Genomic DNA, 22,417 nt, shown 5'->3' on the forward strand with positions numbered 1-22,417 from the left:
CGATGTGTCCCGTGTGCTCGCTGGGCCCGGTGTGCTGGGGCCCGCTGATCCCGTGTGCGCGTGCCCGGTGTGCCGGGGCCCGCTGAGCGCCGGGCGGGCTCTACAGGACCGCGATGCCCAGGGGGCGCGATCCGGCCGGCAGCCGGTGGGTGGAGCCGTCGGCGAGGTCGACGACGGTAAGGCCGTCCCAGAAGCCGTCCCGGGTGAACCCGCCCGTCACGTACGCGGTCCTGCCGTCGGCGGAGACGGCGACGTCCTCGTGCGGGCCGTCCAAGGGGATCACGCGCTCGCTGCCGTCCGGCCGGCGGACGGTGAGCGACGGCCCCCGGTCGGTGTCCGGGTCGATCGGACCGGTGCCGACCGTGAGCAGCGTGCCGTCGGGGGTGACGGTGACACCGTGCTGGTGGGTGTCGGCCGTCATCGGGCGGATCTCCTGGCGTCCGGTGCGCGGGTCGACCACCACGAGGCGTTCGCCCTCGAAGGGCAGCAGCAGACGCCCGTCGGCGGGCGAGACGGCCGTGTAGTGCGGCTTCAGCCAGGACCCGAGCCCGCCTTCCGTGGCGTACGGGGCGACCTCGATCCGGCGGGTCCGCAGGCTGTCGGCCCGCACCACGGTCACGTCGAAGGAGTCGTGGTTCGTCGCGTACACCTCGGAGCCGTCGCGGGAGACGTCGACGTCGAAGGGGCGCCGGCCGACCGACGCCCGGTCGGTGACCCGGAGCGTCGCCGTGTCGATCACCTCGAGGGTGCCGTTGCCGCCGGGCACGTTGACGCCCACGTACACCCGTCGTCCCTCCGGGGACAGTGCAATGCCCATGCCGCCGCCCCGGTACTCGCCGGTGGTCACCGGGCCCGTCCTGGTCCGGTAGGGCACGAGCGCGAGGCGGGTACGCGTCTTGGTGTCCACCACGGCCACACCCTCGGCCGTCGCGACCCATGCCCGCCCGTCCGCGCCGACGACGAGACCGTACGGGGCGGTGCCGACCTCGACGGACGCGAACGGGCCCCGGGCCGGGTCGACGAACGTGACCGTGTCGGAGCCGAAGTCGGCGACGAGCAGCGTCCCCTCGGGGGTGCTGCCGGTGGGGGCGGGCACCGCGGTCGCCGGTGCGGAGGCCGTGACCGGCCGGCTCTCGGCGGACCGGGCGGGGTCCCCGGCGGCCTGGGCGCAGCCGGCGAGGAGGGCGGTGGAGGCGGCCAGCGTGACGAGGGCGCGGGTTCGTTTCATCGGCGGGCTCCCAGGGACAGGACGGCGTAAAGATCACGGGCGCGGACGGTCGCCCCGCCCCACAGCCCATGCTCGGCCCGCCCCGACCCCGCCGAGGTCATCCGATCGGCCGACCCGACGATCCCACGCCCCCCGCTGCGCCCACCCGACGCCCACCGGACCAGCCCCTCGCCTCCGCCGCGCTCGCCCCCCGTTGTGGGCAGTCGTCCCGCTGGGGCGGGACGGGTGGGCACAACGGGACGTAGCCCCTTGCCGGGCCTAGGCTTCCCGCGCCCTGACGTCGACCACTGAGGCGCGGCGCCCTCTGGCGGGCGTAGGAGCGAGGGGCGAATGCGCCGCCAGGGCGCCGTCCCGTGTGCCCACCCGTCCCGCCCCGGCGGGACGATTGCCCACACGGAGGGGGCGAAGGCCCGTTCAGGCCGGGCCCGCCCGCGGCCGGCCCCGCGCGCGCGTGGGTCGGGGCGGGCGTGGGCCGCCGCCGGGGCGCCGTCTGTGTGCCCCCCGTCCTGCCGCAGCGGGACGATTGCCCACGCGGAGGGGCGAAGGCCGGTCGGGCCGGGCACGGCCGCAGTCGGCCGCGCGCGGGCGTGGGTTCGGGCGGGCTGGGCCGCCGCCAGGGCGCCGTCCGGTGTGCCTGCTCGTCCCGCCCCGGCGGGACGATTGTCCACACGGAGGGGGCGAAGGCCGGTCGGGCCGGGCACGGCTGTGGTCGGCCGCGCGCGGGCGTCGGGCGGGGCAGGCGGGGCTGGCGCCGCCACGGCGCAGTCGCGTGTGCCCCACCCGTCGCGCCCCTGCGGGACGCGGGCCCACGGCGCAGGCCCACGGAGGGGGCGGAGGCACAGGCGTGTGGGGGCGCTCAGTGTCTCGGTAGGTTTGCCGCGCCGCCTCGGGTCACCGCGCGGACCGGGATCCCCGCGCGGTCCAGCAGGCTCGCGGCGACCGTCGCGCGGCGGCCGCTGCCGCAGAAGGTCCAGATCTCGCCGTCGCGGGGGAGCGCGCCGACGCGGGCGGGCAGCTCGGACAGGGGGATGGCCAGGGTGCCGGGGATGCCGCCCTCGGGCCGCTGCGGCCGGACGTCGAGGGCTCGGACCTCGCCCAGGCGGGCGGCCAGTTCGGTGGCGTCCGCCGTGCGGAAGGAGCGGAGCGGCCGGCCGGCCGCCGCCCACGCGTCCGTGCCGCCCGTGAGGACGCCGGCCACGTTCTCGTAGCCGATGCGGAGCAGTTGGACCACCGCCGTCACGGCGGCCTCGTCCTCCGGCTCGGGCAGGACGAGGACGAGCCGGGCGCCGAAGGGGACGACCTCCGCGACCAGGCTCGCGAAGCGCTCGTCCAGCTCCTCGCAGAGCGCCCCCGGGACGTGCCCCGCCGCGAAGGCCCGGCGGTCGCGCCCGTCGACGATCTGCGCGCCCTCGCCGGCGAGCCCCGCGACCGTCGCGGGCGACAGCGGCCTGGGCGTGGGCACGCCGCCCAGGACGGCGGGCCCGGCGCGGTTGAGCGGCGCCATGTGCCGGTAGTACGCCGGGTACGGCGGCAGGTCCGTGGCGCGCGTCGCGACGTACTCGGCCTCGTCGCGCGGCGCCAGCGCCGGGTTGTCGCGCCGTTCGGCGCCCACCGTCGTCGTACGGTCGCGCCCCCGTGCCACGGGACCGGACGCGCAGGAGCTGCCCGCGCCGTGCGTCGGCAGCACGCGGGTGGCGTCCGGCAGGCGCGTGAGCCGGTGCAGCGAGCGGTACTGCGCGCGGGCCAGCTCCTCGGTGTGCGCGGCGCCGGACAGGTCCGTGCGGCCCGCGCTGCCGACGAGCAGACTCCCGCCGGTGAAGACGGCGGCCGGCGGCCCCTCGGGGCTGTCGAGGACGAGGTACGCGGTGTGTTCGGCGGTGTGGCCGGGGGTCTCCATCGCCCGTACGGTGACGTCCCCGACGGTGATCTCGTCGTCCTCGGCGAGCGGCAGGTGGTCGAAGGCGTACGGCGCGCGGGCGGGACCCGCCACGGTGGCGCCGGTCGCGGACCGTACCTCCAGGGCGCCGGAGACGTAGTCGTTGTGGACGTGCGTCTCCAGGACGTAACGGATGCTCACCCCGCGGCCGGCGCAGCGTTCCACGAGCTCCCAGCTGTCCCGCTGCGGGTCGACGAGGGCGGCCTCGTCGCCGCTCACGAGCAGATAGCTGGTGTCGCCGAGCGACGCGGTGGTGATGACCTCGATGTCGTGCACGTCCCGTACCTCCCGCGCGTTCCACACGCCCCCGGGTTCCGCACGCCCCCGGGTTCCGCAGGCCCCCGCGTTCCGCACGCCCCCGTGCTCCGTGCGGCTCAGACGACGACCACCTCGACGGAGGCGACCGGATTGCAGCCGTAGCCCCCGGCGTTCCACGGCGCCCGCGGCGGCTGGACGTCGCCGCGCGCGTCGGTCGCGCGGGCGAGGACCCGGAAGCGGCCGGGGGAACGCGGGGTCCAGGCGAAGGACCAGTCCGTCCAGGCGTACGGCCCCGAGGGCGCCGCCAGGACCGCGTCGCGCCAGGGGTCCGCCTCCGCGTCCGGCTCGTCCTCGTGCACGGTCCGCACCTCGACCCGCCGCACCACCGCTCCGTCGCCCGTCCAGGCGTGCCCCCGCACCACGGTCTCCCGGCCGCGTCGCAGGTCGTCGTCCTGCTCGGGGGCGGTGATCAGCGACTTGACCCGGAGTCCGGCGACGGGCGCGCCGACGGCGCCGTCGGCGTCGACGTACACGTACTCCTCGGTCTGGAACACCCCCGCGAACGGCTCGGTCACCGCCCGCACCCCGGCCAGCCACTTCACGTCGGCCACGGCGAACCGTCCGGGCACCACCAGCCGTACCGGCGCGCCGTGTTCGGGGGTGAGGGGCGCGCCGTCGAGCCGGGTGGCGAGCAGGGTGTCCGGGTGGAGGGCGACGGCCGGCGGCAGACTCCGCTCGAACGCGGTCCGCCGACCGCGTACGGCCCCGGAGTCGGCGCCGGTGAAGACGAACTCGACCGCCGCCGGCGCGACCCCGGCCCGCTCGGCGAGCAGCCGGAACGGCACACCGGCGAAGCGGACACAGCCGACCGCCCGCTGCCCCCAGGGCAGTCCGCGCGGGCGGGGGGACATGCGGGCGCGCCCGTTGCCCGCGCATTCGAGGACGACGTCGAGTTCGCGGTGGGGGAGGGCGGCCAGCTCGGCGTACCCGAGGGTGTACGGGGTGCGCACGGCGCCCTCGAAGCGCAGCCGCCAGGCGTCCGGCGGGATGTGCGGGACGGCGAAGTGGTCGCGCACGAAGAGGGCGCCGGCGGGGGTGACCGGTGCAGCCAGGGCGGCCGACGGCGTCTGGGCGTTGTACGGGTCGGCGGTCACCGTCTCGGGGGACCAGGCGGTGGCGCCTGGCCCGCGGGGGAGCACGGAGGCGCACATGGTTCCTCCAGGCTACGCCCGGAATCCGGGCTCATCCTGGCAGAACGCATTTGTCAGGACAAAGGTATTGACATGCGTCAGATAGGGAGGAGACTCGTCAATACACCGGAATACCGGAGAGAGCCGCACCCGCCGACGGAGACGTCCGGAGGCCCGCGTGACCCGATCTCGGCTCTGGCCAGGCCCCCGGCAGATCCTGCCGGTCACGGAGGTGTCGGTGACGACCGACGGTCCGAGTACCGGACGTGGATCGCCGGGGACTGTCGCGTCCGGGCCCCTCGCCGGGGACTGTCGTGTCCGGGCCCCTTCGCCGTGTCCGGACCCCTTCGCGTCCGGTCCCTCCGCGCCGCGTCCGGTGCCTTCGCGTCCGGTCCGGGTCCCTTGGTGTCCGGGCCCCTTCGCTGTGTCCGGGCCCCTTCGCGTCCCGGTCCCTTCGTCCTGTCCGGGTCCCTTCACGCACTCGCCCGGCTCCCCGCCATCCGGCTGCCGGACCCTCCTGCCGCGACCGCGCCCCCCTGCGGCATACTGACCCCTCCTTGATCAACAGAATGTTTAAGGAGGAGTCTTGGCCGCCAGTTTCAAGACGGTCATCGAGGTCGGCCCCGCCCACCTCGCCCAGGCGGAGGCCCTCGGCCGCGCCTTCCAGGAGGCCATCGCACCGGCCACCGTCAACTACGACTTCGACCACATCCGCGACGCCGCCGCCGCGCTCCCGGGCAGCGCCATCGTGAAGATGGTCCGCGGCTGGGGGCTCCAGGAGGAGGCCCCGGTCCTGGTCATGGTGCTCTCCCTGAAGGAGGCGGTGCGCCAGGCCCTGCCGCCCGAGGCGGCGGAGGCCTCGTTCTGGGACACCATCGAGCGCGAACTGGTGAGTGCCTTCACCGGCCTCGCCGACCAGGAGGGCCTGCCCGGACTCGCGTACTACGAGGAGGGTGCGGACCGCACGCGCTACTACCGGGACGTCTTCTTCGCCCTCCAGGACGAGGAGACCGGCGACTACCTGTACGCCGTCGCCTTCTGCATCGACGTCACCGTCGGCCTCGACAAGGCCCGCGTCGGCGCGCTGCGGATGACGGACATCGCCCCGTTCGCGATCCGCCTCAACGCGATCGTCGTCCGTCAGGAGCTCACGCTCACCCCCGCCTGATCCCACCCCGTCCACGGCCCGCCGTCCCGGGCCATGGCCCCAGCCCTCTACCGGGCGGTAGCGTCCGTGCGCGACCGTAGCTCGGCGGAAGGGTGAGGCACACGATGGACCAGCGGTTCGGCGACTACCAGAACGAGATCTATCTCAACGGCCTCTTCGGCACGCTGCCCAAGCTGCCGATGACCTTCGCCGAGCTCGAACGGCGGGCCGAGGCCGCACTCCCGCCCTCCCTCTGGTCGTACGTCGCCGGCGGCGCGGGCGACGAGTACACCCAGCAGGCCAACGCCGAGGCCTTCCGGCGCTGGGGCCTGGTGCCCCGCATGATGGTCGGCGCGGCCCGACGGGATCTGTCCGTCGACCTGTTCGGGACACGGCTGCCCACCCCTCTGCTCATGGCGCCCGTCGGCGTCATAGGCCTCTGCGCCCAGGACGGCCACGGCGACCTCGCCACCGCCCGCGCCGCGGCCCGCACCGGCGTGCCGATGATCGCGTCCACCCTGACCGTGGACCCGATGGAGCAGGTGGCCGCGGAGTTCGGCGACACCCCCGGCTTCTTCCAGCTCTACACACCGACCGACCGCGCCCTCGCCGAGAGCCTCGTACGGCGCGCCGAGGCGGCCGGCTTCCGCGGCATCGTCGTCACCCTCGACACCTGGGTCACCGGCTGGCGCCCCCGCGACCTCGCCACCGCCAACTTCCCCCAGCTGCGCGGCCACTGCCTCGCCAACTACACCTCGGACCCGGTCTTCCGGGCCCGCCTGGCGAAGGCGCCCGAGGAGGACCCCCAGGCCGCCGTGCTGGAGTGGACCGGCATCTTCGGCAATCCACTGACCTGGGACGACCTGCCCTGGCTGCGTTCCCTGACCAGCCTGCCGCTCATCCTCAAGGGCATCTGCCACCCCGAGGACGTCCGCCGCGCCAGGGACGGCGGCGTGGACGGCGTCTACTGCTCCAACCACGGCGGCCGCCAGGCCAACGGCGGCCTGCCCGCCCTCGACGCCCTCCCGGACGTCGTGGCAGCCGCCGACGGACTGCCCGTGCTCTTCGACTCGGGCGTCCGCACCGGCGCCGACGTCGTCAAGGCACTCGCCCTCGGCGCCACCGCGGTCGCCGTCGGCCGTCCGTACGCGTACGGCCTCGCCCTCGACGGCACCGACGGGATCGTCCACGTGCTGCGCTCGCTGCTGGCCGAGGCCGACCTGGTGATGGCCGTCGACGGCTACCCGACCCTCGGGGACCTCCGGGCGGAGGGGGCGCTGCGCAGGCTCTGAGGGTACGGAGCCGGCGACGTGACGGGCGGCGGGACGAGGTACGGAGGGGCGGAGGGGCCGGCGGGGGTGGTGCGGCGGGGCGGTGCGGCGGGATCAGCGGCGGCCGAGGACCTCCGCGAGCCGGGAGAAGCCGTCCGCGCCGTGGCCGAGTCCCACCGTCCGGCGGGCCAGACCTTCGGCGGCGCGCATCACCCCCGCGTCGATGCCGTGGGCCTCGGAGGTGTGCACGATGTGGGCCATCGACGACACGGCGGAGGTCAGCGGATTGCCCTCGCCCGAGTAACCGCCGCTCTCCACGTCATCCGCCCACTCCTGGAAGAGCGGCGGCAGGATCGCGCCGATGCCCTGGGCGAACGGGGCGAGTTCGCGCGGCGAGACGCCCTCCGCGCCGGCCACGGCCAGCGCGTGCACATAGCCGGCCATCGACGTCCAGAAGATGTCCAGGAGTGCGATGTCGTACGCCGCGGCGCGGCCGATGTCCTCGCCGAGGTGGGTGTGGGTGCCGCCCAGGACGTCGAGCACCGGTCGGTGCGCGCGGTAGAGGTCCTCGGGGCCGCTGTGGATGAGGACCGCGTGGGGCGTGCCGATGGTCGGGGTCGGCGTCATGATGGCGCCGTCGAGGTAGCCGATGCCGTGCGCGCCGGCCCAACGTCCGGTGTCCCGGGCCCGGTCGGGGGTGTCGGCCGAGAGGTTCACCAGGGTGCGTCCCTTGAGCGCGGCGGTGACCGCGTCCTGGCGCAGCACCGCGTCGGAGGCGTCGTAGTCGACCAGACAGACGACCGTCAGAGGACTCGCCGCGACCGCCTCCGCGGCGCTCGCGGCCCCGGTCGCGCCCTGCGCGACGAGCTCGCGGTCACGGCCCGGAGTGCGGTTCCACACGGTGGTGCGCACCCCGGCGGCCACGAAGGCGCCGGCCAGCGCCCGGCCCATGGGGCCGAGGCCGATCACGGTGACGGCCCGCTCCGGCGCGGACTGCGGGGAAGAAGACATGGGGGAACTCCCTTGTAGAGGTGGGAACTGAGACAGAGACGGAAAACGGCAAGGCCGAAGGAAGAGAAGGACGAGGACGATGGGACGCATCCGAGCGCAGCGCACGGACGTGTGCGGCGTGACCGCCGCCGTCGCCGTGATCGAGGGCAAATGGAAGACCCTGCTGCTGTGGCTGCTGGAGTCCGGCCCGCACCGGCCCGGCGAACTGCGCCGGAAGATCCCGGAGATCAGCGAGAAGGTGCTGACCCAGACTTTGCGGGAGATGGAGACGGACGGACTCGTGCACCGCGAGGTGTACGACGTGGTCCCCCCGAAGACGGTCTACTCGCTGACCGACGACGGCCGCGAGCTCTCCGAGGCGCTGGCCGCGCTCTCGCACTGGGGTCACCGCCGGATCGACCGGCTCACCGCGGAACAGGCCGCCTTCTGAAGCTTCTGACGCCCCGTCACTCTCCTTTCTCCCGGCCACCACCAGGCTCTCCCGTGGCGCACGCGGCGACAAGTACCCACAAAAAAGTGGGTATGGTGAAGTACGGTGATCGTCGTACGTAGACGTTCGGAGGGGGAGACATGGCGACCACCAGCAGGGCGATCAGGTTCCACGCGTACGGCGGCCCGGAGGTGCTGCGGATCGAGCGCGAGGAGGTGGGCGAGCCGGGGCCGGGCGAGCTGCGCGTACGGATCGACGCCGTCGGACTCAACCGGGCCGAGGTGCTCTTCCGCAGCGGCATCTACATCGAGGACGTCGAGGAGTTCCCCGCCCGCCTCGGGGCCGAGGCCGCCGGCGTCGTGGAGGCGGTCGGCGCGGAGGTGTCCGGCTTCGCGCCCGGCGACCCGGTCAGCGTGGTGCCCGCCTTCTCCATGAACGCGTACGGGGTCTACGCCGAGCGCGCGATCGTGCCCGCCGCGGCCGTTCTGCACCGCCCCGAGGGGCTCGACGCGGTCGACGGGGCCGCGGTCTGGATGCCGTACCTCACCGCCTACGGCGCGCTCGTCCAGGTCGGCGGCATGAGCGCGGGCGACACGGTCGTCATCACCGCCGCCTCCAGCAGTGTCGGGCTCGCCGCGATCCAGATCGCCCGGCGGCTCGGCGCCCTGCCGATCGCCACCACCCGCACCACCGCCAAGAAGGCCGCGCTGCTGGCCGCCGGGGCGGCCGAGGTGATCGTCGACGAGGAGAAGGACCTCGTCGAGCGGGTGCGCGCGGCGACCGGCGGACGGGGCGCCGAATTCGTCTTCGACGCCGTCGCCGGGCCCGGGGTGCTCGACCTCGGCCGGGTCGTCGCCCCCGGCGGCACCCTGTTCGTGTACGGCGCGCTGAGCGGTGAGCCGACCCCGTACCCGGGCTTCGACCTGGGGATGCCGGCCCTCAACATCCGCACGTACACGGTCCACGAGATCACCCGCGACGCCGAGCGGCTGCGGCGCGCCGCGGCGTTCGTCTCCTCCGGACTGCGGTCGGGGGCCTTCCGGCCGGTCGTCGACCGCACCTTCCCGTTGGAGCGGATCGCCGAGGCGCACCGCTACCTGGAGGAGGGCACCCAGGTGGGCAAGATCGTCGTCACGGTCGACCACGACGTCTAGGGCACACCCTCGTGGGCCTGGCCGGATGCCTCGCGGCCGGCGGGCCCCGGCGGTGCTACGCGGTACGGCGTTCCCGGCGCGGCCACCGGCGGCGCCGGGGGCGGTCCGGCAGCCAGCCGAAGGCCAGCGAGCTGCCGACCAGCCCGAGCAGCATGCCGACGAAGAAGCCGCCCAGGTTCGAGGTCACCCAGCTCGCGAGCGAGGCGAGCACGCCGATAACCGAATAGAACAGGCGTTGGCGGGGGTTGAACACGATGAGCAGCCCGCACACCACCATGATCATCGGTAGCACGTAGCCCGCCAGGCTGTCGGCGCCGGCCGTGAGGATCACCGAGACGCTGGCCTGCTGGGTCAGCAGGATCTCCGCGCCGCCGAGCGCCAGGGCCAGTCCCGCCCCGAACGGGCGCCGGTGCCGCCAGCGCCGGAACGCCCGCCAGGGGTGCCGGCCGCCGGACGCGTCCGTCATCAGCAGCCCTTCGAGCTGAAGCCCATGTGCAGATCGGGCAGGGTGAACCGGGTGGCGGTCGTGGCGTAGTTGTTCTGCCGCACGTTCTTGATGGCGACGGTGTCGGCCTGCTGCCCGAACGAGCCCAGCGGGCCCTTGACCGGGGGCTTGTCGAAGGTGCTGGCGTCCCCGCCGATCTCGATGTTGTCGAACTCGGCCAGCTTCGCCGCCATCTCCGTGGAGTCGGTGGTCAGCCCGGAGGCCTTCACGGGGATGCCCTTGTTGCCCGCGGTGATGACCAGGTTCGTGCCGCCCAGCTCGACGCTCTGGCAGAGGTTGGTCAGCTTCGCCTCGCGGATGGCGGTCACGATGACCAGCACCTGGCCGCCCGTGTCGCCCGCGTTGGGACTGCCCTCGGCCATGTTGTCCAGCGCGCCGAACTGGCCGAAGCCCGTGCCCTCCAGGGTGTCCGCGGTCACGGTGAACGGCATGCCGGAGATGGCGAACTGGGCGGCGAGCGCGCCCTGGGCGGTGAGTACCACCAGGGTCGAGGCGGCGAGGAGGGCGGGCACGCCCATCAGGGCGGCGCGTCGGTAGCGCACCCCGCCACGTCTCTCGGAGTCGCCGGGCGGGCGGGGGGAGTCGGGTTCGGTGGTGCCTAAGGACAGGGCCATGCGGTGCTCCTGACACGAAGAAGGGAACGGAGCGCGGCGACGTCCTGGCGCGGACAGTTCCCCGACCCGCCTGGGTCTTCCCGGACCTGGTGCGAAGGCAGCCGTGCCGCAGGGAACCGAAACGGACCGTACGCGGGGTGGGACGGGTCGTCAACTCCCCAGTAACAAATGCTTGTTGACGATCATTCAGGCGGGTGGCTGGGGTGGCCGGGCGCCGTCGACCGCTGGGCTTGGAGCGGCCCCCAGGGCGGGCTCGGGGCGGCCCGGGCGGGAGCCCAGGGCGGGCTCGGGGCGGCCCGGGCCGGAGCCCGGGCGGGTGGATCACCCGGGCGCGGGCGGATCACCCGGACGCGGTGAACGGCGCCACGACCACGTGCACGAGCACGTCGAGCAGCTCCGGCAGCCCCCTGCCGGCGTCGGCGAACCGGCCCTCGTCCACCGCCCGGATGACCGCCGCGTGCACGGCCCCGACCACCGTGTCCACCAGCTCGGCCCGGGCCACCCCCGCCGGCCCGGGCGGGGCATCCGCGAAGAAGCGGCGAAAACCGGCCAGAAGTTCCACCCGCGCCTGACGGCCCGCGGGCCCCACCGAGCCGATCTCCACCGCCATCGTGGCGAACGCCGGGTTCTGCGCGAGCAGGTCGAGCAACACCCCCAGCCCGGCCCGTACGGCGACCGGCCAGGCGGCCGCGCCACCCGCCTCGTCGTACGACCGCTGCATGGCCCGCACCACCGTCTTCGTCCCGCCCCGGAACGCGGCGAGCACGGCGTCCTCCTTGCCGGAGAAGAGCTCGTAGAAGACCGGGCGGGTCACCCCGGCGGCCCGGCAGATGTCACTGATCCGCGCACCCGTGTACCCGTTCGCCGCGACCGTGCGGGCCACCCCGTCGAGCAGGCGCTCCCGCTGCCGGGAGGCCACCTCCTCGGGGCTGAGCCGGCGCGGGCCCGGGCGCAGCGAGCGCTCGGGCTCGCGGCCCGTACGGGCTCCCGGCAGGACGAGTTCCTCCTCGGCGCCCCGAACGCTCGTCATCGGCCACATCCTTCTGCGGTTGTTGACGTCACATACTCGCCAGGATTACAACCCTCATGGGTTTTCCTCTCGGTGCGCCGGGCGGACCGGTGGGACCGCGCCCCCGTGGGACGGGACGCGCCTCCACCGCACACCGCGCCGCACACCGAGTATTACGCTCCACCCCGTATCGCGACACCGCCGCAGGAGATCCGTGGCGCCGGATCGTTCCGGCGGCGGCCGTCGCCGACCGCGCAGCCGCGTCACCACGCACACGTCCCCCCGCCCCCCGGTGCCCGTGCCCGTCCCCCGCGCGCGGCGCTGCCCTGGCGGGGCCGGTGCGTGATCCCACGCGCGGCGCGCACCCCCCCCGTGACGAGCCCCCGTGCGCACGCGTCCGCGTGCCCACGCACCCACGCAGACCATCGAGTTCTCTCACCCTCCGCCATCGTGCGAAAGGAACCCCCATGGACAAGCGTGCTCTCTCCGCCGCCTTAGGCGCCGCCGTCGCCGCGGTGCTCGCGGTGACCGCCTCCGCCTCCGCGACCGCCTCCGCCGGCAACGTCCTGACCACCGGAGCGGCGGGCGGCACCGCCGTCGCCTCCGGTGACGTCCTCTCGGCCTCCCTGGCCACCGGGACCAAGGCCAGGATCGCGACCACCGCCGGCGGCAGCACCGGCATCACCTGCGGCACCTCCGCGTTCACCGCCACGGCGAACACCAACCCCGCCGCGCCCGGCACCGCCACCGAGACGGTCACGGCCCACACGCTCAGCAGCTGCACCACCAACATCGTCGGCGCGACGGGCGTGCAGAGCATCACCGTCAACAACCTGCCCTTCGCCGCGTCGGTGAGCTCCGGCGGCTCGCTCACCGTCTCCGCGGGCGCCGCGGGCCCGATCCAGACCACCCTCAAGATCAACACGATCCTGGGCGTCACCACGTGCGTCTACCGGGCCGGCAGCCTCACGGCGACACCGGACAACGCCGACAACTCGCTCACCTTCACCGACCAGCTGTTCACCAAGTACAGCGGCCCCGGCACCTGTCCGGGCAGCGGCTACTTCACCGCGAAGTACGGGCCGGTGCTCGACACCAGCCAGGCGGGCAGCCCGGCGGTGTTCGTGAACTGACGTACCCCACGGGGAGGCGACGACCCGTAGGGCGGCTCCGTGTCCTCGCGGCGGCGCGAGGACACGGAGCCGTGACGGTGCGCGGACCCGGAGCCGTCACGGTGCGGGAAGCGGGGCCGTGCAGGAGGCGGCAGCGGGCGGCGCATCCTGAGAGCGCTCAGCCCTCCAGACGATCGAGCACGGCCCGGGCCGCCCGGGCCACCGCCTCCCGGGTCTCCTCGGTGTGGTCCGTCGTCTCGAAACCGTGGTGGGCGTGGGGGGCCTCGATGAGGTCCACCTCCGCGCCCGCCTTCCCGGCGGCCACCAGGAACGCGTCGACCGTCGCCTGGAGCGTCGGGTGTTCCAGGCCCGCCCGGGTCAGCACGACCGGTGGGCCACCCGCCCCCACCGCGTCCACCGGGCGGAACCGGTCGGGCACGGCACGCCAGTCCGCCGGCGCCGCCAGCAGGGGATAGGTCAGCGCCACGCACCGCAGCCACGGCGGCGGTGCCGCCAGCCAGTCCGCCGCGAGCAGACCGCCGGCGGACAGGAACCACAGGGCGATCCGGTCGCCGTCGACCCTGGGGTCCGCCCGGACCAGCTCCACCGCCGCGGCGACGTCCTCGGCCGCCGCCGGATAGGCGGCGGGGCCGTACAGCCGGTGGTCCAGGGTCGCGCCGACCGCGCCCAGGCCCGCCAGGTACCTCCCGTAACCGACGAAGGTCGGCCAGTCGCGCGGGGTGGGCCGCCGGTCCGGCGAGACCGGCCCGCCGTGCACGAACAGCACGGCGGGGCGCGGACCTTCGGCCTCCGGGAGATACAGGTCCACCGTCCCCCGGCGCTCGCGCGGCCGTTCCGCCACGTCGAGCAGGAACGTTCCCGTGTCCGCGGGCGGCGCGCAGGCCGGGGCGGTCAGCCGCCGTCCCTCGTCGGCCGCGGCTCGCAGCAGCACGTCCGCCAGCGGGCCGGGCGCGGACAGCATCGGCCAGTGGCCCGTGTCGAGTTCGAAGAAGCCCACCCGGGGATCGGCCAGCACCCGGAACTGCGGCGGCCCCGAGGCGACCAGCATCTCGACCATCGAGATCGACGAACCGTTCGCCGTGCACAGCACGCCCGTCGTCGGCCGGTCGAAAGGGCTTCCCGTCAGGCGCATCGGCTGGGTGAGGGTGCGCAGCGGCTGCGGCACGGCCAGCCGGTCGAGCCGGGCCAGGTCCTCGGCGGACAGGCCCGCCGTACTGCCCCAGCGCCCCCACTCCTCGCCCGACGGCGCCGGCATGAAACCGGCCACCCCGCCCCGTCCGGCCTCGGACAACTGCGGCATGAGCGCGATGGGCGCGTCACCGTCCCCCGGCATTCCGGCGTCCAGGTACACGACCCGCGCGCACCGGTGCGGCCGCCGGTCGGCGGCGCCCAGCACCGGATGGATCGCGTAGTCGTGCCCGACGAGCACGACCTCCTCGTCCGGCCCGATCCCGTCGATCACCCGCACCACGTCCTCGACGTGCGCCTCCAGATCCGGACCAAGATCCGGACCAAGATCCGGACCAAGATCCGGACCAAGATCCGGACCAAGATCCGGACCTGGATCCGGAACCGCGTCGGTGTCCACGTCCCCCTCCACGTCCTCCTCTGTGTCGACGTCCGCGACCGAAGCCCCGCCACCGCCACCGCCCTCGCCGTCGGGGCCGCCCCCCATCCCCGAGAGCGTCACCGCGTACGCCTCGGCCCCGGCCGCACGCAGCCGCGCGACCACCTCCTGCCACACCCACCCGCCGGTGAACGGCCCGGAAACCAACACGAAAGCCGCCATCGCGTCCTCTCCTTACCTCGCCTCGCGACGTCCTCGTCCCGTACGGGCGGCACGGTAGGAACTCCCCCTGGGGGAGGTTCAATCGAGGCCCGTGCCCGGGCGTCGCGACCGGCGCGCCCGGGCTCGTTCCCACGCCGCCGATCCCCGATTGACCCTGGCCGTCAACCGACTTGGTGCGACCGGTGACCGGAATGCGAGAGTGAGGCGTCGCGAAGGAGTGTCGGACGAGGGGACGGCGGCGTGGGACTGGGGACGGTGGCGATCACGGGCGCGGCGGGGACCATCGGTTCCGTGCTGCGGGAGGCGCTGCGCGACGAGGCGGAACGCCTCGTCCTGATCGACCGCGTACCGCTGCCGCCCGCGCCGCCTGCGGCCGAACGGGCGGCCGGGGCGCGGCCGGTGGCAGCGGCGGGCAACGAGGAGGTCCGCACCGCGGATCTGCGGGACGCGGCCGCCGTGGAGGCGGCGCTCGCGGGGGCCGACGCCGTCCTCCACCTGGGCGGCCTGCCGGACGAGGCACCTCTGCCGGAGCTGCTCGACACCAACGTGCTCGGCACCCACCACGTCCTGGAGGCGGCCCGCCGCCGCGGCATCCACCGCGTGGTGCTGGCCGGCAGCAACCGGGTGACCGGCTTCTGTCCCGTGGGCCGTCCCACCGGCCCGCGCGAGCCGGTGCGCCCCGACGGTCTGTACGGGGTGAGCAAGGTGGCCGTCGAGGCCCTCGGCCGCCTCTATGCCGACAAGTTCGGGCTCTCCGTGCTCTGTCTGCGCATCGGCAGCTTCGAGCGGGCGCCCACCGAGCCCCGCCACCTCGCCACCTGGCTGAGCCACCGCGACGCCGTCGGCTACGTCCGGGCCGCGCTGACCGCCCCGCCCACCCCCGGCTTCACCGCGGTGTACGCCGTGTCCGCCAACACCCGCCGCTTCTGGGAGCTCCCCGGCCCCGCCGAACTGGACTACACCCCGGTCGACGACGCCGAGACCCACGCGGCCGGCATCCCCGGCGCGGACCGCGCACCCGATCCGGCCGCGCCGCAGGGCGGCCCCTACGCCCGCCCGGAGTTCACCCTGCCCCATCTCCCTCACCCGCCGGGTCTCCCGAGCCCCGAGGCCCGACCGTGACCGCGGACGACGGCCGGTGGAGCATCGGCGAACTCGCCGAGCGCGCGGGAGTCACCGTCAAGACCGTCCGTTTCTACTCCGACCGCGGACTGCTTCCCGAGGCGGGCCGCAGCGGCGGCGGTCACCGCCGTTACGGCCCCGAGGCCCTGGACCGGCTCCGGCTCATCCGGTCGCTGCGCACGCTCGACCTCCCCGTGTCGGACGTCGGCCGCGTGCTCGACGAGGACGACGCCCTGGAGGACGTCGTCGCCCGCCGGCTGAGCGAGGTGAGCGGCCGGCTGACCGCCCTGCGCTGGCGCGAGGCGTCGCTGCGGCTGCTGCGTGACTGCCCGCCGGAGCAGCGGGCGGAGCGGCTGCGGCTGCTGGGCGACGTCTCCCTGCCGCCCGACACGACGGCGCTCGCGCGGTTCTGGCGGCGCACCCTCCCCGTACGCCTGCCGGCCGCCCTCGCGGCCACGGTCGTCGACGCCGCCGTACCGCAGCCGCCCGCCGATCCGACGCCCGCGCAGGTGCTGATCTTCGCGCGGCTCCACGCCCTCGTCGCCCGGGCGGCCCCGCCGGTCGTCCATCTGGCGGACCTGGAGCACCGGCCGGCGCTGCTGTACCCGGGCCTCGGCGAGGCGTACGACCTGGCGGCACCGGCCGTACGGGCCGGACGGGCGCCCGCCGGGGGCGAGGCGCTCGACCGCTTCGTCGCCGCCTACGCGGACGCGCTCGGCGCCCGCGACACCCGCGCCTTCCGACGCGGACTCGCCAGGCTGATGGTCACGAGCGCGGACCCGCTGATCGGCCGCTACTGGCAACTCGCGGGCGAGCTCGCCGACGAGCAGGACGGCCCCACCCCGGGCGCCGCCCACGGCTGGCTGTGCGCCGCCTTGAAGTCGGACTTCGGGGAGCCGCCGGGGTCGCGGGCGTTGCCGGGGCCGGACGGGGCGCCGGGATCGCAGGGGGCGCAGGAGGCGCGGGGGTCGCAGGAGCCGCCTGGGGTGGTTCCGTCGGGCTGGGGCTGGTGAACCCTGCGTGACCTCGCGTAGGGAGTGGGCAGCGGGCGGCGGTCAGCAAGCAGCAGACGGCGGACGGCAGTCAGCGGACGGCCTGGCAGTAGTCAGCAGGCGGCCGCCGGCCGCGTGCCGGGCCGGCGGCCTGTCCGCCCTCACCCCTCAGGCCGGCCGGAAGCCGCCGCGCCGCTCGTACGCGAGATGGGCCGCCGCCGCGACCGGCGGCACGGCGACGGCCAGCGCCAGCGCCCACCCGAGTCCCGCGTGGAGCAGCACCAGTGCGCCGGTGAGCGCACCGAGGAGCAGGGTCAGGGCGGAGAGCAGCCGGCGCAGCGAGGGGGCGCCCCAGTGGTCCGCCGCCAGACCGGTGAGCGAGCGGGTGAGCACGGTGGTCGTGAGGTCGGGGACCGCGAGCCGGTGCGCGACGGCGTTCTGCAGACCCATGGCCGTGCCCATCAGGACGAGCACGGGGTAGCGGCCCGCGCCGGCCTGGTGGGCGACCAGCGCGGCGGCGAGCAGGACGGTCTGCACGCCGACCAGCGGACGGAACGGCACCCCCGTGCCTCCCCGGCGCCATCGTCCGGCCGCGGCCGCGCCGAGGAGGAACGCCGACAGGGCGGTCAGGGAGCCCGCCGCCGACAGCCCGGCGGCGCCGGCCAGGGCGAATCCGCAGAAGACCACGTTGCCCGTCATGTTGGCCGCGAACACATGACCGAGACCGAGGAAGCTCGCCGCGTCGACCAGCCCGCTCGCGAAGGTCAGGACGATCAGCAGCCAGGGAAACGCCCCGAAGCGCCTGGTGTCGGGGAACAACCGCCACACCGGCGTCCCCGAACGCCGCCGCCCGTTCCCACTCCCACTCCCACGGCCCTCTCCGCTCACGCCCCCGCTCACTTCCGACCACCCGTGGGCGCCCCGGTTCCCCCGTGCAGCCGCCGTCCTCCGTCCGCCATGCCCCCAGTGGACCAGGGGCGAACGACCACCGCGACCGGGCAGCCGCCGGTCCACGGAGCGCCTGGGTCTTGTCGTCGAGCTCCCGTCGTCGCCCGGAGGCGGCCCCGACAGGCGGGAGTTCGACGACAGGGACTAGCGGTCCGCCGGTTCGCGGAGGCGGCGGAGTTCCGCGTCGGCCCGGCGTACGCCCTCCTGGTAGCCGTGCGCCACGCCGAGTTCACGGGCCCGGAGGAGGGCCGCCTCCGCCTCGGCGGGGTGGCCCAGGTCGAGCAGGGCGGCGCCGGCCGTGGTGTGCATCATGCTGTGGCGGATGCCCACCAGGCCGTTGACGGTGTCGCCGTCGAGGGCGAGGCCCTCCCGGGCGCAGGCGAGGGCGGCGGAGGGGTCGCCCGCCGCGAGGAACTGGCGGGCGCGGTGCTCCAGGGCCAGGACCTCCGTCATCACGTCGCCGGTGCCGCGTACGAGAGCCACGGCGCGTGCGGTGTGGCCGAGCGACTCGGGGGTCACGCCGGTCCGGTCGAGCGCGACCGCGAGGTTGACCAGGGCGGTCGCCTCGCTGGACGGCTCGCCGGCCCGCGCCGCGAGCGCGGGCGCGAGCCGCAGGTGCACCAGGGCTTCGGCGAGCCGGCCGTCCTGGGTGAGCAGCCAGCCGAGCAGCGCCCTCGCCCGCGACTCGGCGTCCGGGTCGTCGATTCGTGCGGCCGAGTCGACGGCGTCCTCCAGGAGCGGCACCCAGCCGTCGTGGCTGTTCCAGAGGATGTACGGCCACTGGAGGATGCCGAGGCGCCATGCCCGGTCGTGGTGCCCGGCGGCCCGCGCGGACGCGACCGCGGCGGCGAGGTTGTCCCGCTCGGCCGCGTACCAGAGCAGCGCGGCGTCCCGGCCCGCGAAGTGCGGGGCGGTACGGGGCACCCGGGCCTCCGACGGGGCGGCGCAGCACGGCTGGTCGTCGGGCTCGGCGGCCCGGGCGGCCGCCATGGCCGTCAGCGTGTAGTGGTCGAGCAGCCGCAGCAGGGCGTCCTCGTCGGGGTCGAGACTGCGGGCGTAGAGCCGTACGAGATCGTGCAGCGTGTGCCGGCCCGGCGCCCACTCGGTGAGCAGGTGGGCGTCGCAGAGCCGGTCGAGTGCCTCGGCCGCGACCGCGGGCGCCCGGTCGAGCAGCGCGGCGGCCGCCGGCCGGTCGAGGTCGGTGCCCGTGACCACTCCCAACTGCCGGAACAGCCGGGCCGCCTCCTCCGGCAGCCCCTGCACGGTCAGGCGCAGCGCCGCCGCCACGCCCGACCCGTCGGCGCTGTCCGCGCCGTCCACCGAGAGCAGGGCCAGGCGGCGCTGCTCGTCGGCGAGTTCGGCGGCCAGGTCGGCGAGCCGCCAGCTCGGCCGGGCGGCCAGCTGCGCGGCCGTGACCCGCAGCGCGAGCGGCAGCCCGTCGCACAGCTCGGCGAGCCGGCGGGCGGCGTCCGGTTCGGCGGCGATCCGGTCGGCGCCGACGGCGGCCGCGAGCAGCGCGGCGGACTCGTCGCGTCCGAGCACCCCGAGCGGCACCGGCCGTGCGAGCTCGCTCGCGACCAGGCCGCCGAGCCGCAGCCGCGAGGTCACCACGGCAGCGCTCCGCGCCCCGGCGGGCAGCAACGGCCTGGCCCGGTCGGCGCTGCGCACGTTGTCCAGGACGACCAGCAGCGCCCGGCCCTCGGTGAGGGACCGGTAGAGGGCGGCCGCCGCCGTCGCCGACTCCGGCACCCGACGGGGCGGCACACCCAGCGCCGGCAGGAACTCCCGCAGCACGTCGGCCGCGTCGAGCCCCTCGTCGGCGCTGAACCCGCGCAGATCGGCGTACAGCACCCCGTCCGGGAAGTCGTCGGCCCGCCGATGCGCCCAGTGCAACGCGAACGCGGTCTTCCCGACCCCGGCGGGCCCGGTCACGAGCGCCACCCGCGCCTCGTCCACGGCGGCGTCGAGCGCGGCGAGCTCCCGCTCACGACCGAGGAAGCCGCGCGGGGTACGGGGGAGCAGATCGGGTGCCGGAAGGGGCGGGGGAGCGGGCGCCCCCAGGCCACCTCCGGGCGCCGCTCCGGCCGCCGCCGGGACGCCCCAGGGGGCGTCGGGCCAGGCGGAGGCGGCGGCCGATGCCCCGGCGGCGGGCAGCCCGCCGACGTCGTGCAGAGCCGCGCCCCTTGGCAAGCCGCCGCCGGGGTCGGCACCGGCGTGGAGGGCGCCGGTGGCCGGGTGGCCGGAGGGGTGCGCACCGGCGGGGTGCGCGCCGGAGGGGTGCGCGCCGGAGGGGTGGGCGCCGGCGGGGTGAGAGGCGGTCGGGTGTGCGGCGGCGTGAAGGGGCCCGGCGGAGTGCGCGCCCGTGGGATGCGATCCAGGGGGCACCGGCCCGGGGGAGAACGGCCCCGCGGGAAGCGGCCCATGGGGAGGTGACCCAGGGGGAACCGACCCGGCGGGGTGGGTGCCGCCGGGGGCGGGCATGCCGGCCGGGTCATGGGCGCCCCGGCCCGCGAGCGTGCCGCCGGGCTCGTGAGCACCGCCGTGGATGAACTCGCCACCTATGCCCTGGGAGCCGGTGTGGCTGAAGGTGCCGCGCGGGTCGTGGGAGGCCCCGTGGGGGAAGGCGCCGTTCGGGTCGTGCGTGCCGCCGTGGGCGAAGGCGCCGTTCGGGTCGTGCGCGCCGCCGTGGGCGAAGGCGCGGCTCGGGTCGTGGGCGCCGCCGTGCGCACCGCCGGGTTCGTGGGCCCCCCAGTCGGCGGATCCTCCGCCGGCGCCGTGGGGCCCGGCGTGGCCGCTCGGGTCGTGGGTGCTCCCGTGCGCGAGCGGGCCGCCGGGTTCGTGAGCGCCGCCGCCGTGGCCGCGCGAGGCGCCAGGACCGTCCACGGGTCCCCCGGCCCCTACCGAGCCCACGATCCCCCCGCTCCCCACCGAGCCCGCGAGCCCCCCGGTCCCCGTCCCGCCCGCGGCGCTCGGGAAGCCCGTGTGGACCGTGCCCTGGCCCACTGCCGGCAGGCCGCGCAGTACCGCCTCGTACGCGGCGCGCAGCGCGGGACCGGGGTCGACGCCCAGTTCGTCGGCGAGTTGGGTGCGGGTGCGGTGGTAGCAGTCGAGGGCGTCGGACTGGTGGCCGGCCCGGTACAGGGAGAGGATCAGCGTGGCCGCGAGCGACTCGCGCAACGGGTTCGCGGCGGCCTCCGCGCGGAGCAGGGCCGCCGCCTTGGCGTGCTCGCCGAGGCGCCCGTACGCCGCGGCCAGCTGTTCCACCGAGACGAGCCGGGTCTCCTCCAGCGCGCGGGCCGCCACGAGCAGCGGTTCGCTCGCGACGGTGCCGGTGAGCGCGGGGCCCCGCCACAGGGACAGGGCCTCGCGGAGCATGAGCACCGCGTCCCCCGGGTGCTTCTGGTGCCCGGCGAGCTGGACCAGCTCCTCGAAGCGGTGGGTGTCGAGGAGCTGGTCGGGCATGCGCAGCTCGTACGCCTGGGCGTGGGTGGCCAGCTCCACCCCGTAGTCCTCGGCCCCGCCCTGCTCGAAGAGCGCCCGCAGCCGCGAGACGTGTCCCTGCACGACGGTGCGGGCGCGGGCGGGCGGGTCCTCCTCCCAGACCGTGTCGATCAGCCGGTCGACGGGGACGACGGCGTTCGCGCGCAGCAGCAGCGCCGCGAGTACGCTGCGCCGCTTGGCGGGGCCGAGCGGCAGCTCACCTGCCTCGGCCGCGATGGACACCGTCCCGAGCAGGCGGAACTCCACCCGGCCCTCCCTGTCACTGTTTCCTGTCCCGTGGGCCTCCCAGTATCCCCACCCCGTCGCCCAGGACCTTTGTCGGAACCCTCCAGACGTCGGGATGAGGCCGGAACCGGCGGTCCCCGGCCGGTTCCGTACGCGTCAGGCGTGGGGGTCGAACGGGATGCCGGCCGGCATGGCACGGCTCAGGTGGGAGGCGAAGTCGGAGTCCCGGATCTTCAGCGTGGCCGAGCCGAAGTCCGCGCCCGTCAGCTTGTCGCGCAGGCCGGCCGGGTAGCCGTTCCAGCCGACGAGGCGCGGGTAGAACCAGGCGCCGGTGGAGTTCTCGATGCGGTCGTCGGTGGTGTTGGCGAAGCGGTAGCAGTGGGTGGAGAGCCCGTCCTTGTGGTAGACGATCTTGGGGTGCGTGCCGTCGAAGCGCACGGACGAGCGCGCGGCGATCTGGTAGCCGCTGTGCTGCGACACGGACACGTACCGGACCTCGTTCCCGCTGATCCACACCACGACGTGTTCCCAGTCGTGGGTGTGCCCGATGGCCAGGGGGCCGATCGTGGCCTGGTCCTTCTCGTAGTAGCCGGCGTACATGACGGCGCACCAGCCGTTGTTGCACTTCGCGCGGGAGTAGCTGTTGGCCGCGGCGAGCTGGGCGGGGTCGTGGCAGTGCCCGTTGACGGCGCCGCCGAGCTTGAGGCCGGGGTTGAGGGTGCCGTCGGAGCCGATGGCGGCGGTCATGTAGCAGCCGTCGGTGTCGAAGTCGTACGCCGGGGCGAAGGTCTGGTCGAGACCGTCGGCGTTCTGGGGGAGCGGCGGGAGCACGGCGGCGTGGGCCGTGGCCGGCACGCCGAGGACGAGGAGCAGGGCGCCCAGCACGGCGGCGAGCGCGGTGCGCCGGGTCCGCGATGCGGATAGCAGGTGCATGTCAACTCCTTGACTGTGAGG

At 75.3% G+C, this 22,417-nt stretch carries 18 protein-coding genes; 7 read left to right on the top strand and 11 right to left on the bottom strand.

Annotated features, from left to right (window positions below):
* Positions 1–100: 100 nt before the first annotated feature.
* The 3 genes from ACIGXE_RS06335 to ACIGXE_RS06345 all read right to left on the bottom strand — a co-directional run bounded on the left by ACIGXE_RS06335 (position 101) and on the right by ACIGXE_RS06345 (position 4,633).
* Positions 101–1,228, bottom strand: coding sequence for a hypothetical protein (locus ACIGXE_RS06335; RefSeq protein ID WP_399744044.1), 1,128 nt, complete (start codon positions 1,226–1,228; stop codon positions 101–103).
* A gap of 856 nt (positions 1,229–2,084) precedes the next feature.
* On the bottom strand, positions 2,085–3,440 hold the full coding sequence (locus ACIGXE_RS06340) for a rhodanese-like domain-containing protein (RefSeq protein WP_399744047.1): 1,356 nt from the start codon (positions 3,438–3,440) through the stop codon (positions 2,085–2,087).
* 98 nt (positions 3,441–3,538) lie between these two features.
* On the bottom strand, positions 3,539–4,633 hold the full coding sequence (locus ACIGXE_RS06345) for a molybdopterin-dependent oxidoreductase (RefSeq protein ID WP_399744050.1): 1,095 nt from the start codon (positions 4,631–4,633) through the stop codon (positions 3,539–3,541).
* A gap of 565 nt (positions 4,634–5,198) precedes the next feature.
* Here ACIGXE_RS06345 and ACIGXE_RS06350 point away from each other — a divergent pair.
* A complete protein-coding gene (locus ACIGXE_RS06350) occupies positions 5,199–5,780 on the top strand; it encodes a Type-2Aa cytolytic delta-endotoxin (protein ID WP_399744052.1) in 582 nt (193 codons plus the stop codon).
* A gap of 104 nt (positions 5,781–5,884) precedes the next feature.
* Complete coding sequence (locus tag ACIGXE_RS06355; protein ID WP_399744055.1) at positions 5,885–7,051, top strand: alpha-hydroxy-acid oxidizing protein; 1,167 nt, start codon at positions 5,885–5,887, stop codon at positions 7,049–7,051.
* A gap of 93 nt (positions 7,052–7,144) precedes the next feature.
* Here the strand turns inward: ACIGXE_RS06355 and ACIGXE_RS06360 are convergent, their stop codons facing one another.
* Positions 7,145–8,041: an NAD(P)-dependent oxidoreductase gene (locus ACIGXE_RS06360; protein WP_399744058.1), complete on the bottom strand. Its 897-nt coding sequence runs from the start codon at positions 8,039–8,041 to the stop codon at positions 7,145–7,147.
* 79 nt (positions 8,042–8,120) lie between these two features.
* On the opposite strand from ACIGXE_RS06360, the gene ACIGXE_RS06365 reads away from it, so the two are divergent.
* Positions 8,121–8,471, top strand: a complete 351-nt coding sequence (locus ACIGXE_RS06365) for a winged helix-turn-helix transcriptional regulator (protein WP_399744061.1) — start codon at positions 8,121–8,123, stop codon at positions 8,469–8,471.
* Between the two features lie 140 nt (positions 8,472–8,611).
* The gene (locus tag ACIGXE_RS06370) at positions 8,612–9,625 is read left to right on the top strand and encodes a zinc-dependent alcohol dehydrogenase family protein (RefSeq protein ID WP_399744064.1); all 1,014 of its coding nucleotides are present in this window, start codon (positions 8,612–8,614) and stop codon (positions 9,623–9,625) included.
* Positions 9,626–9,680: 55 nt separating this feature from the next.
* Here ACIGXE_RS06370 and ACIGXE_RS06375 read toward each other — a convergent pair whose 3' ends face one another.
* From ACIGXE_RS06375 to ACIGXE_RS06385, 3 genes are all read right to left on the bottom strand, one after another.
* The gene (locus ACIGXE_RS06375; protein WP_399744067.1) at positions 9,681–10,091 is read right to left on the bottom strand and encodes a DUF6114 domain-containing protein; all 411 of its coding nucleotides are present in this window, start codon (positions 10,089–10,091) and stop codon (positions 9,681–9,683) included.
* Entirely contained in the window at positions 10,091–10,744 is a 654-nt protein-coding gene (locus tag ACIGXE_RS06380; protein ID WP_399744070.1) for a DUF6230 family protein, read from the bottom strand. The genes ACIGXE_RS06375 and ACIGXE_RS06380 overlap by 1 nt, the downstream gene beginning before the upstream one ends.
* A 340-nt stretch (positions 10,745–11,084) precedes the next feature.
* Positions 11,085–11,774, bottom strand: coding sequence for a TetR/AcrR family transcriptional regulator (locus tag ACIGXE_RS06385; RefSeq protein WP_399744073.1), 690 nt, complete (start codon positions 11,772–11,774; stop codon positions 11,085–11,087).
* A gap of 446 nt (positions 11,775–12,220) precedes the next feature.
* Here ACIGXE_RS06385 and ACIGXE_RS06390 point away from each other — a divergent pair, with 446 nt between their 5' ends.
* Complete coding sequence (locus tag ACIGXE_RS06390; protein ID WP_399744076.1) at positions 12,221–12,886, top strand: Tat pathway signal sequence domain protein; 666 nt, start codon at positions 12,221–12,223, stop codon at positions 12,884–12,886.
* A gap of 157 nt (positions 12,887–13,043) precedes the next feature.
* On the opposite strand, the gene ACIGXE_RS06395 is transcribed toward ACIGXE_RS06390, so the two are convergent.
* A complete protein-coding gene (locus ACIGXE_RS06395) occupies positions 13,044–14,675 on the bottom strand; it encodes an alpha/beta hydrolase (protein ID WP_399744079.1) in 1,632 nt (543 codons plus the stop codon).
* 240 nt (positions 14,676–14,915) lie between these two features.
* Here ACIGXE_RS06395 and ACIGXE_RS06400 point away from each other — a divergent pair, with 240 nt between their 5' ends.
* Entirely contained in the window at positions 14,916–15,797 is an 882-nt protein-coding gene (locus ACIGXE_RS06400; RefSeq protein ID WP_399744082.1) for an NAD-dependent epimerase/dehydratase family protein, read from the top strand.
* A complete protein-coding gene (locus ACIGXE_RS06405; protein WP_399744085.1) occupies positions 15,794–16,810 on the top strand; it encodes a MerR family transcriptional regulator in 1,017 nt (338 codons plus the stop codon). Before ACIGXE_RS06400 ends, ACIGXE_RS06405 begins: the two co-directional genes overlap by 4 nt.
* Before the next feature lie 147 nt (positions 16,811–16,957).
* On the opposite strand, the gene ACIGXE_RS06410 is transcribed toward ACIGXE_RS06405, so the two are convergent.
* The 3 genes from ACIGXE_RS06410 to ACIGXE_RS06420 all read right to left on the bottom strand — a co-directional run bounded on the left by ACIGXE_RS06410 (position 16,958) and on the right by ACIGXE_RS06420 (position 22,396).
* Positions 16,958–17,617, bottom strand: coding sequence for a YoaK family protein (locus ACIGXE_RS06410; RefSeq protein ID WP_399744088.1), 660 nt, complete (start codon positions 17,615–17,617; stop codon positions 16,958–16,960).
* A gap of 264 nt (positions 17,618–17,881) precedes the next feature.
* On the bottom strand, positions 17,882–21,484 hold the full coding sequence (locus ACIGXE_RS06415; RefSeq protein WP_399744091.1) for a BTAD domain-containing putative transcriptional regulator: 3,603 nt from the start codon (positions 21,482–21,484) through the stop codon (positions 17,882–17,884).
* A 135-nt stretch (positions 21,485–21,619) separates the two neighbouring features.
* Positions 21,620–22,396: an NPP1 family protein gene (locus ACIGXE_RS06420; RefSeq protein ID WP_399744093.1), complete on the bottom strand. Its 777-nt coding sequence runs from the start codon at positions 22,394–22,396 to the stop codon at positions 21,620–21,622.
* Between the last annotated feature and the right edge of the window lie 21 nt (positions 22,397–22,417).

Source organism: Streptomyces sp. NPDC053431, assembly GCF_044544925.1.
Classification (GTDB): domain Bacteria; phylum Actinomycetota; class Actinomycetes; order Streptomycetales; family Streptomycetaceae; genus Streptomyces.

Coding starts and splice junctions, on each gene's coding strand:
- ACIGXE_RS06335 (WP_399744044.1), bottom strand. CDS start 1,228: ATGAAACGAACCCGCGCCCTCGTCACGCTGGCCGCCTCCACCGCCCTC.
- ACIGXE_RS06345 (WP_399744050.1), bottom strand. CDS start 4,633: ATGTGCGCCTCCGTGCTCCCCCGCGGGCCAGGCGCCACCGCCTGGTCC.
- ACIGXE_RS06355 (WP_399744055.1), top strand. CDS start 5,885: ATGGACCAGCGGTTCGGCGACTACCAGAACGAGATCTATCTCAACGGC.
- ACIGXE_RS06360 (WP_399744058.1), bottom strand. CDS start 8,041: ATGTCTTCTTCCCCGCAGTCCGCGCCGGAGCGGGCCGTCACCGTGATC.
- ACIGXE_RS06365 (WP_399744061.1), top strand. CDS start 8,121: ATGGGACGCATCCGAGCGCAGCGCACGGACGTGTGCGGCGTGACCGCC.
- ACIGXE_RS06370 (WP_399744064.1), top strand. CDS start 8,612: ATGGCGACCACCAGCAGGGCGATCAGGTTCCACGCGTACGGCGGCCCG.
- ACIGXE_RS06375 (WP_399744067.1), bottom strand. CDS start 10,091: ATGACGGACGCGTCCGGCGGCCGGCACCCCTGGCGGGCGTTCCGGCGC.
- ACIGXE_RS06380 (WP_399744070.1), bottom strand. CDS start 10,744: ATGGCCCTGTCCTTAGGCACCACCGAACCCGACTCCCCCCGCCCGCCC.
- ACIGXE_RS06385 (WP_399744073.1), bottom strand. CDS start 11,774: ATGACGAGCGTTCGGGGCGCCGAGGAGGAACTCGTCCTGCCGGGAGCC.
- ACIGXE_RS06390 (WP_399744076.1), top strand. CDS start 12,221: ATGGACAAGCGTGCTCTCTCCGCCGCCTTAGGCGCCGCCGTCGCCGCG.
- ACIGXE_RS06395 (WP_399744079.1), bottom strand. CDS start 14,675: ATGGCGGCTTTCGTGTTGGTTTCCGGGCCGTTCACCGGCGGGTGGGTG.
- ACIGXE_RS06420 (WP_399744093.1), bottom strand. CDS start 22,396: ATGCACCTGCTATCCGCATCGCGGACCCGGCGCACCGCGCTCGCCGCC.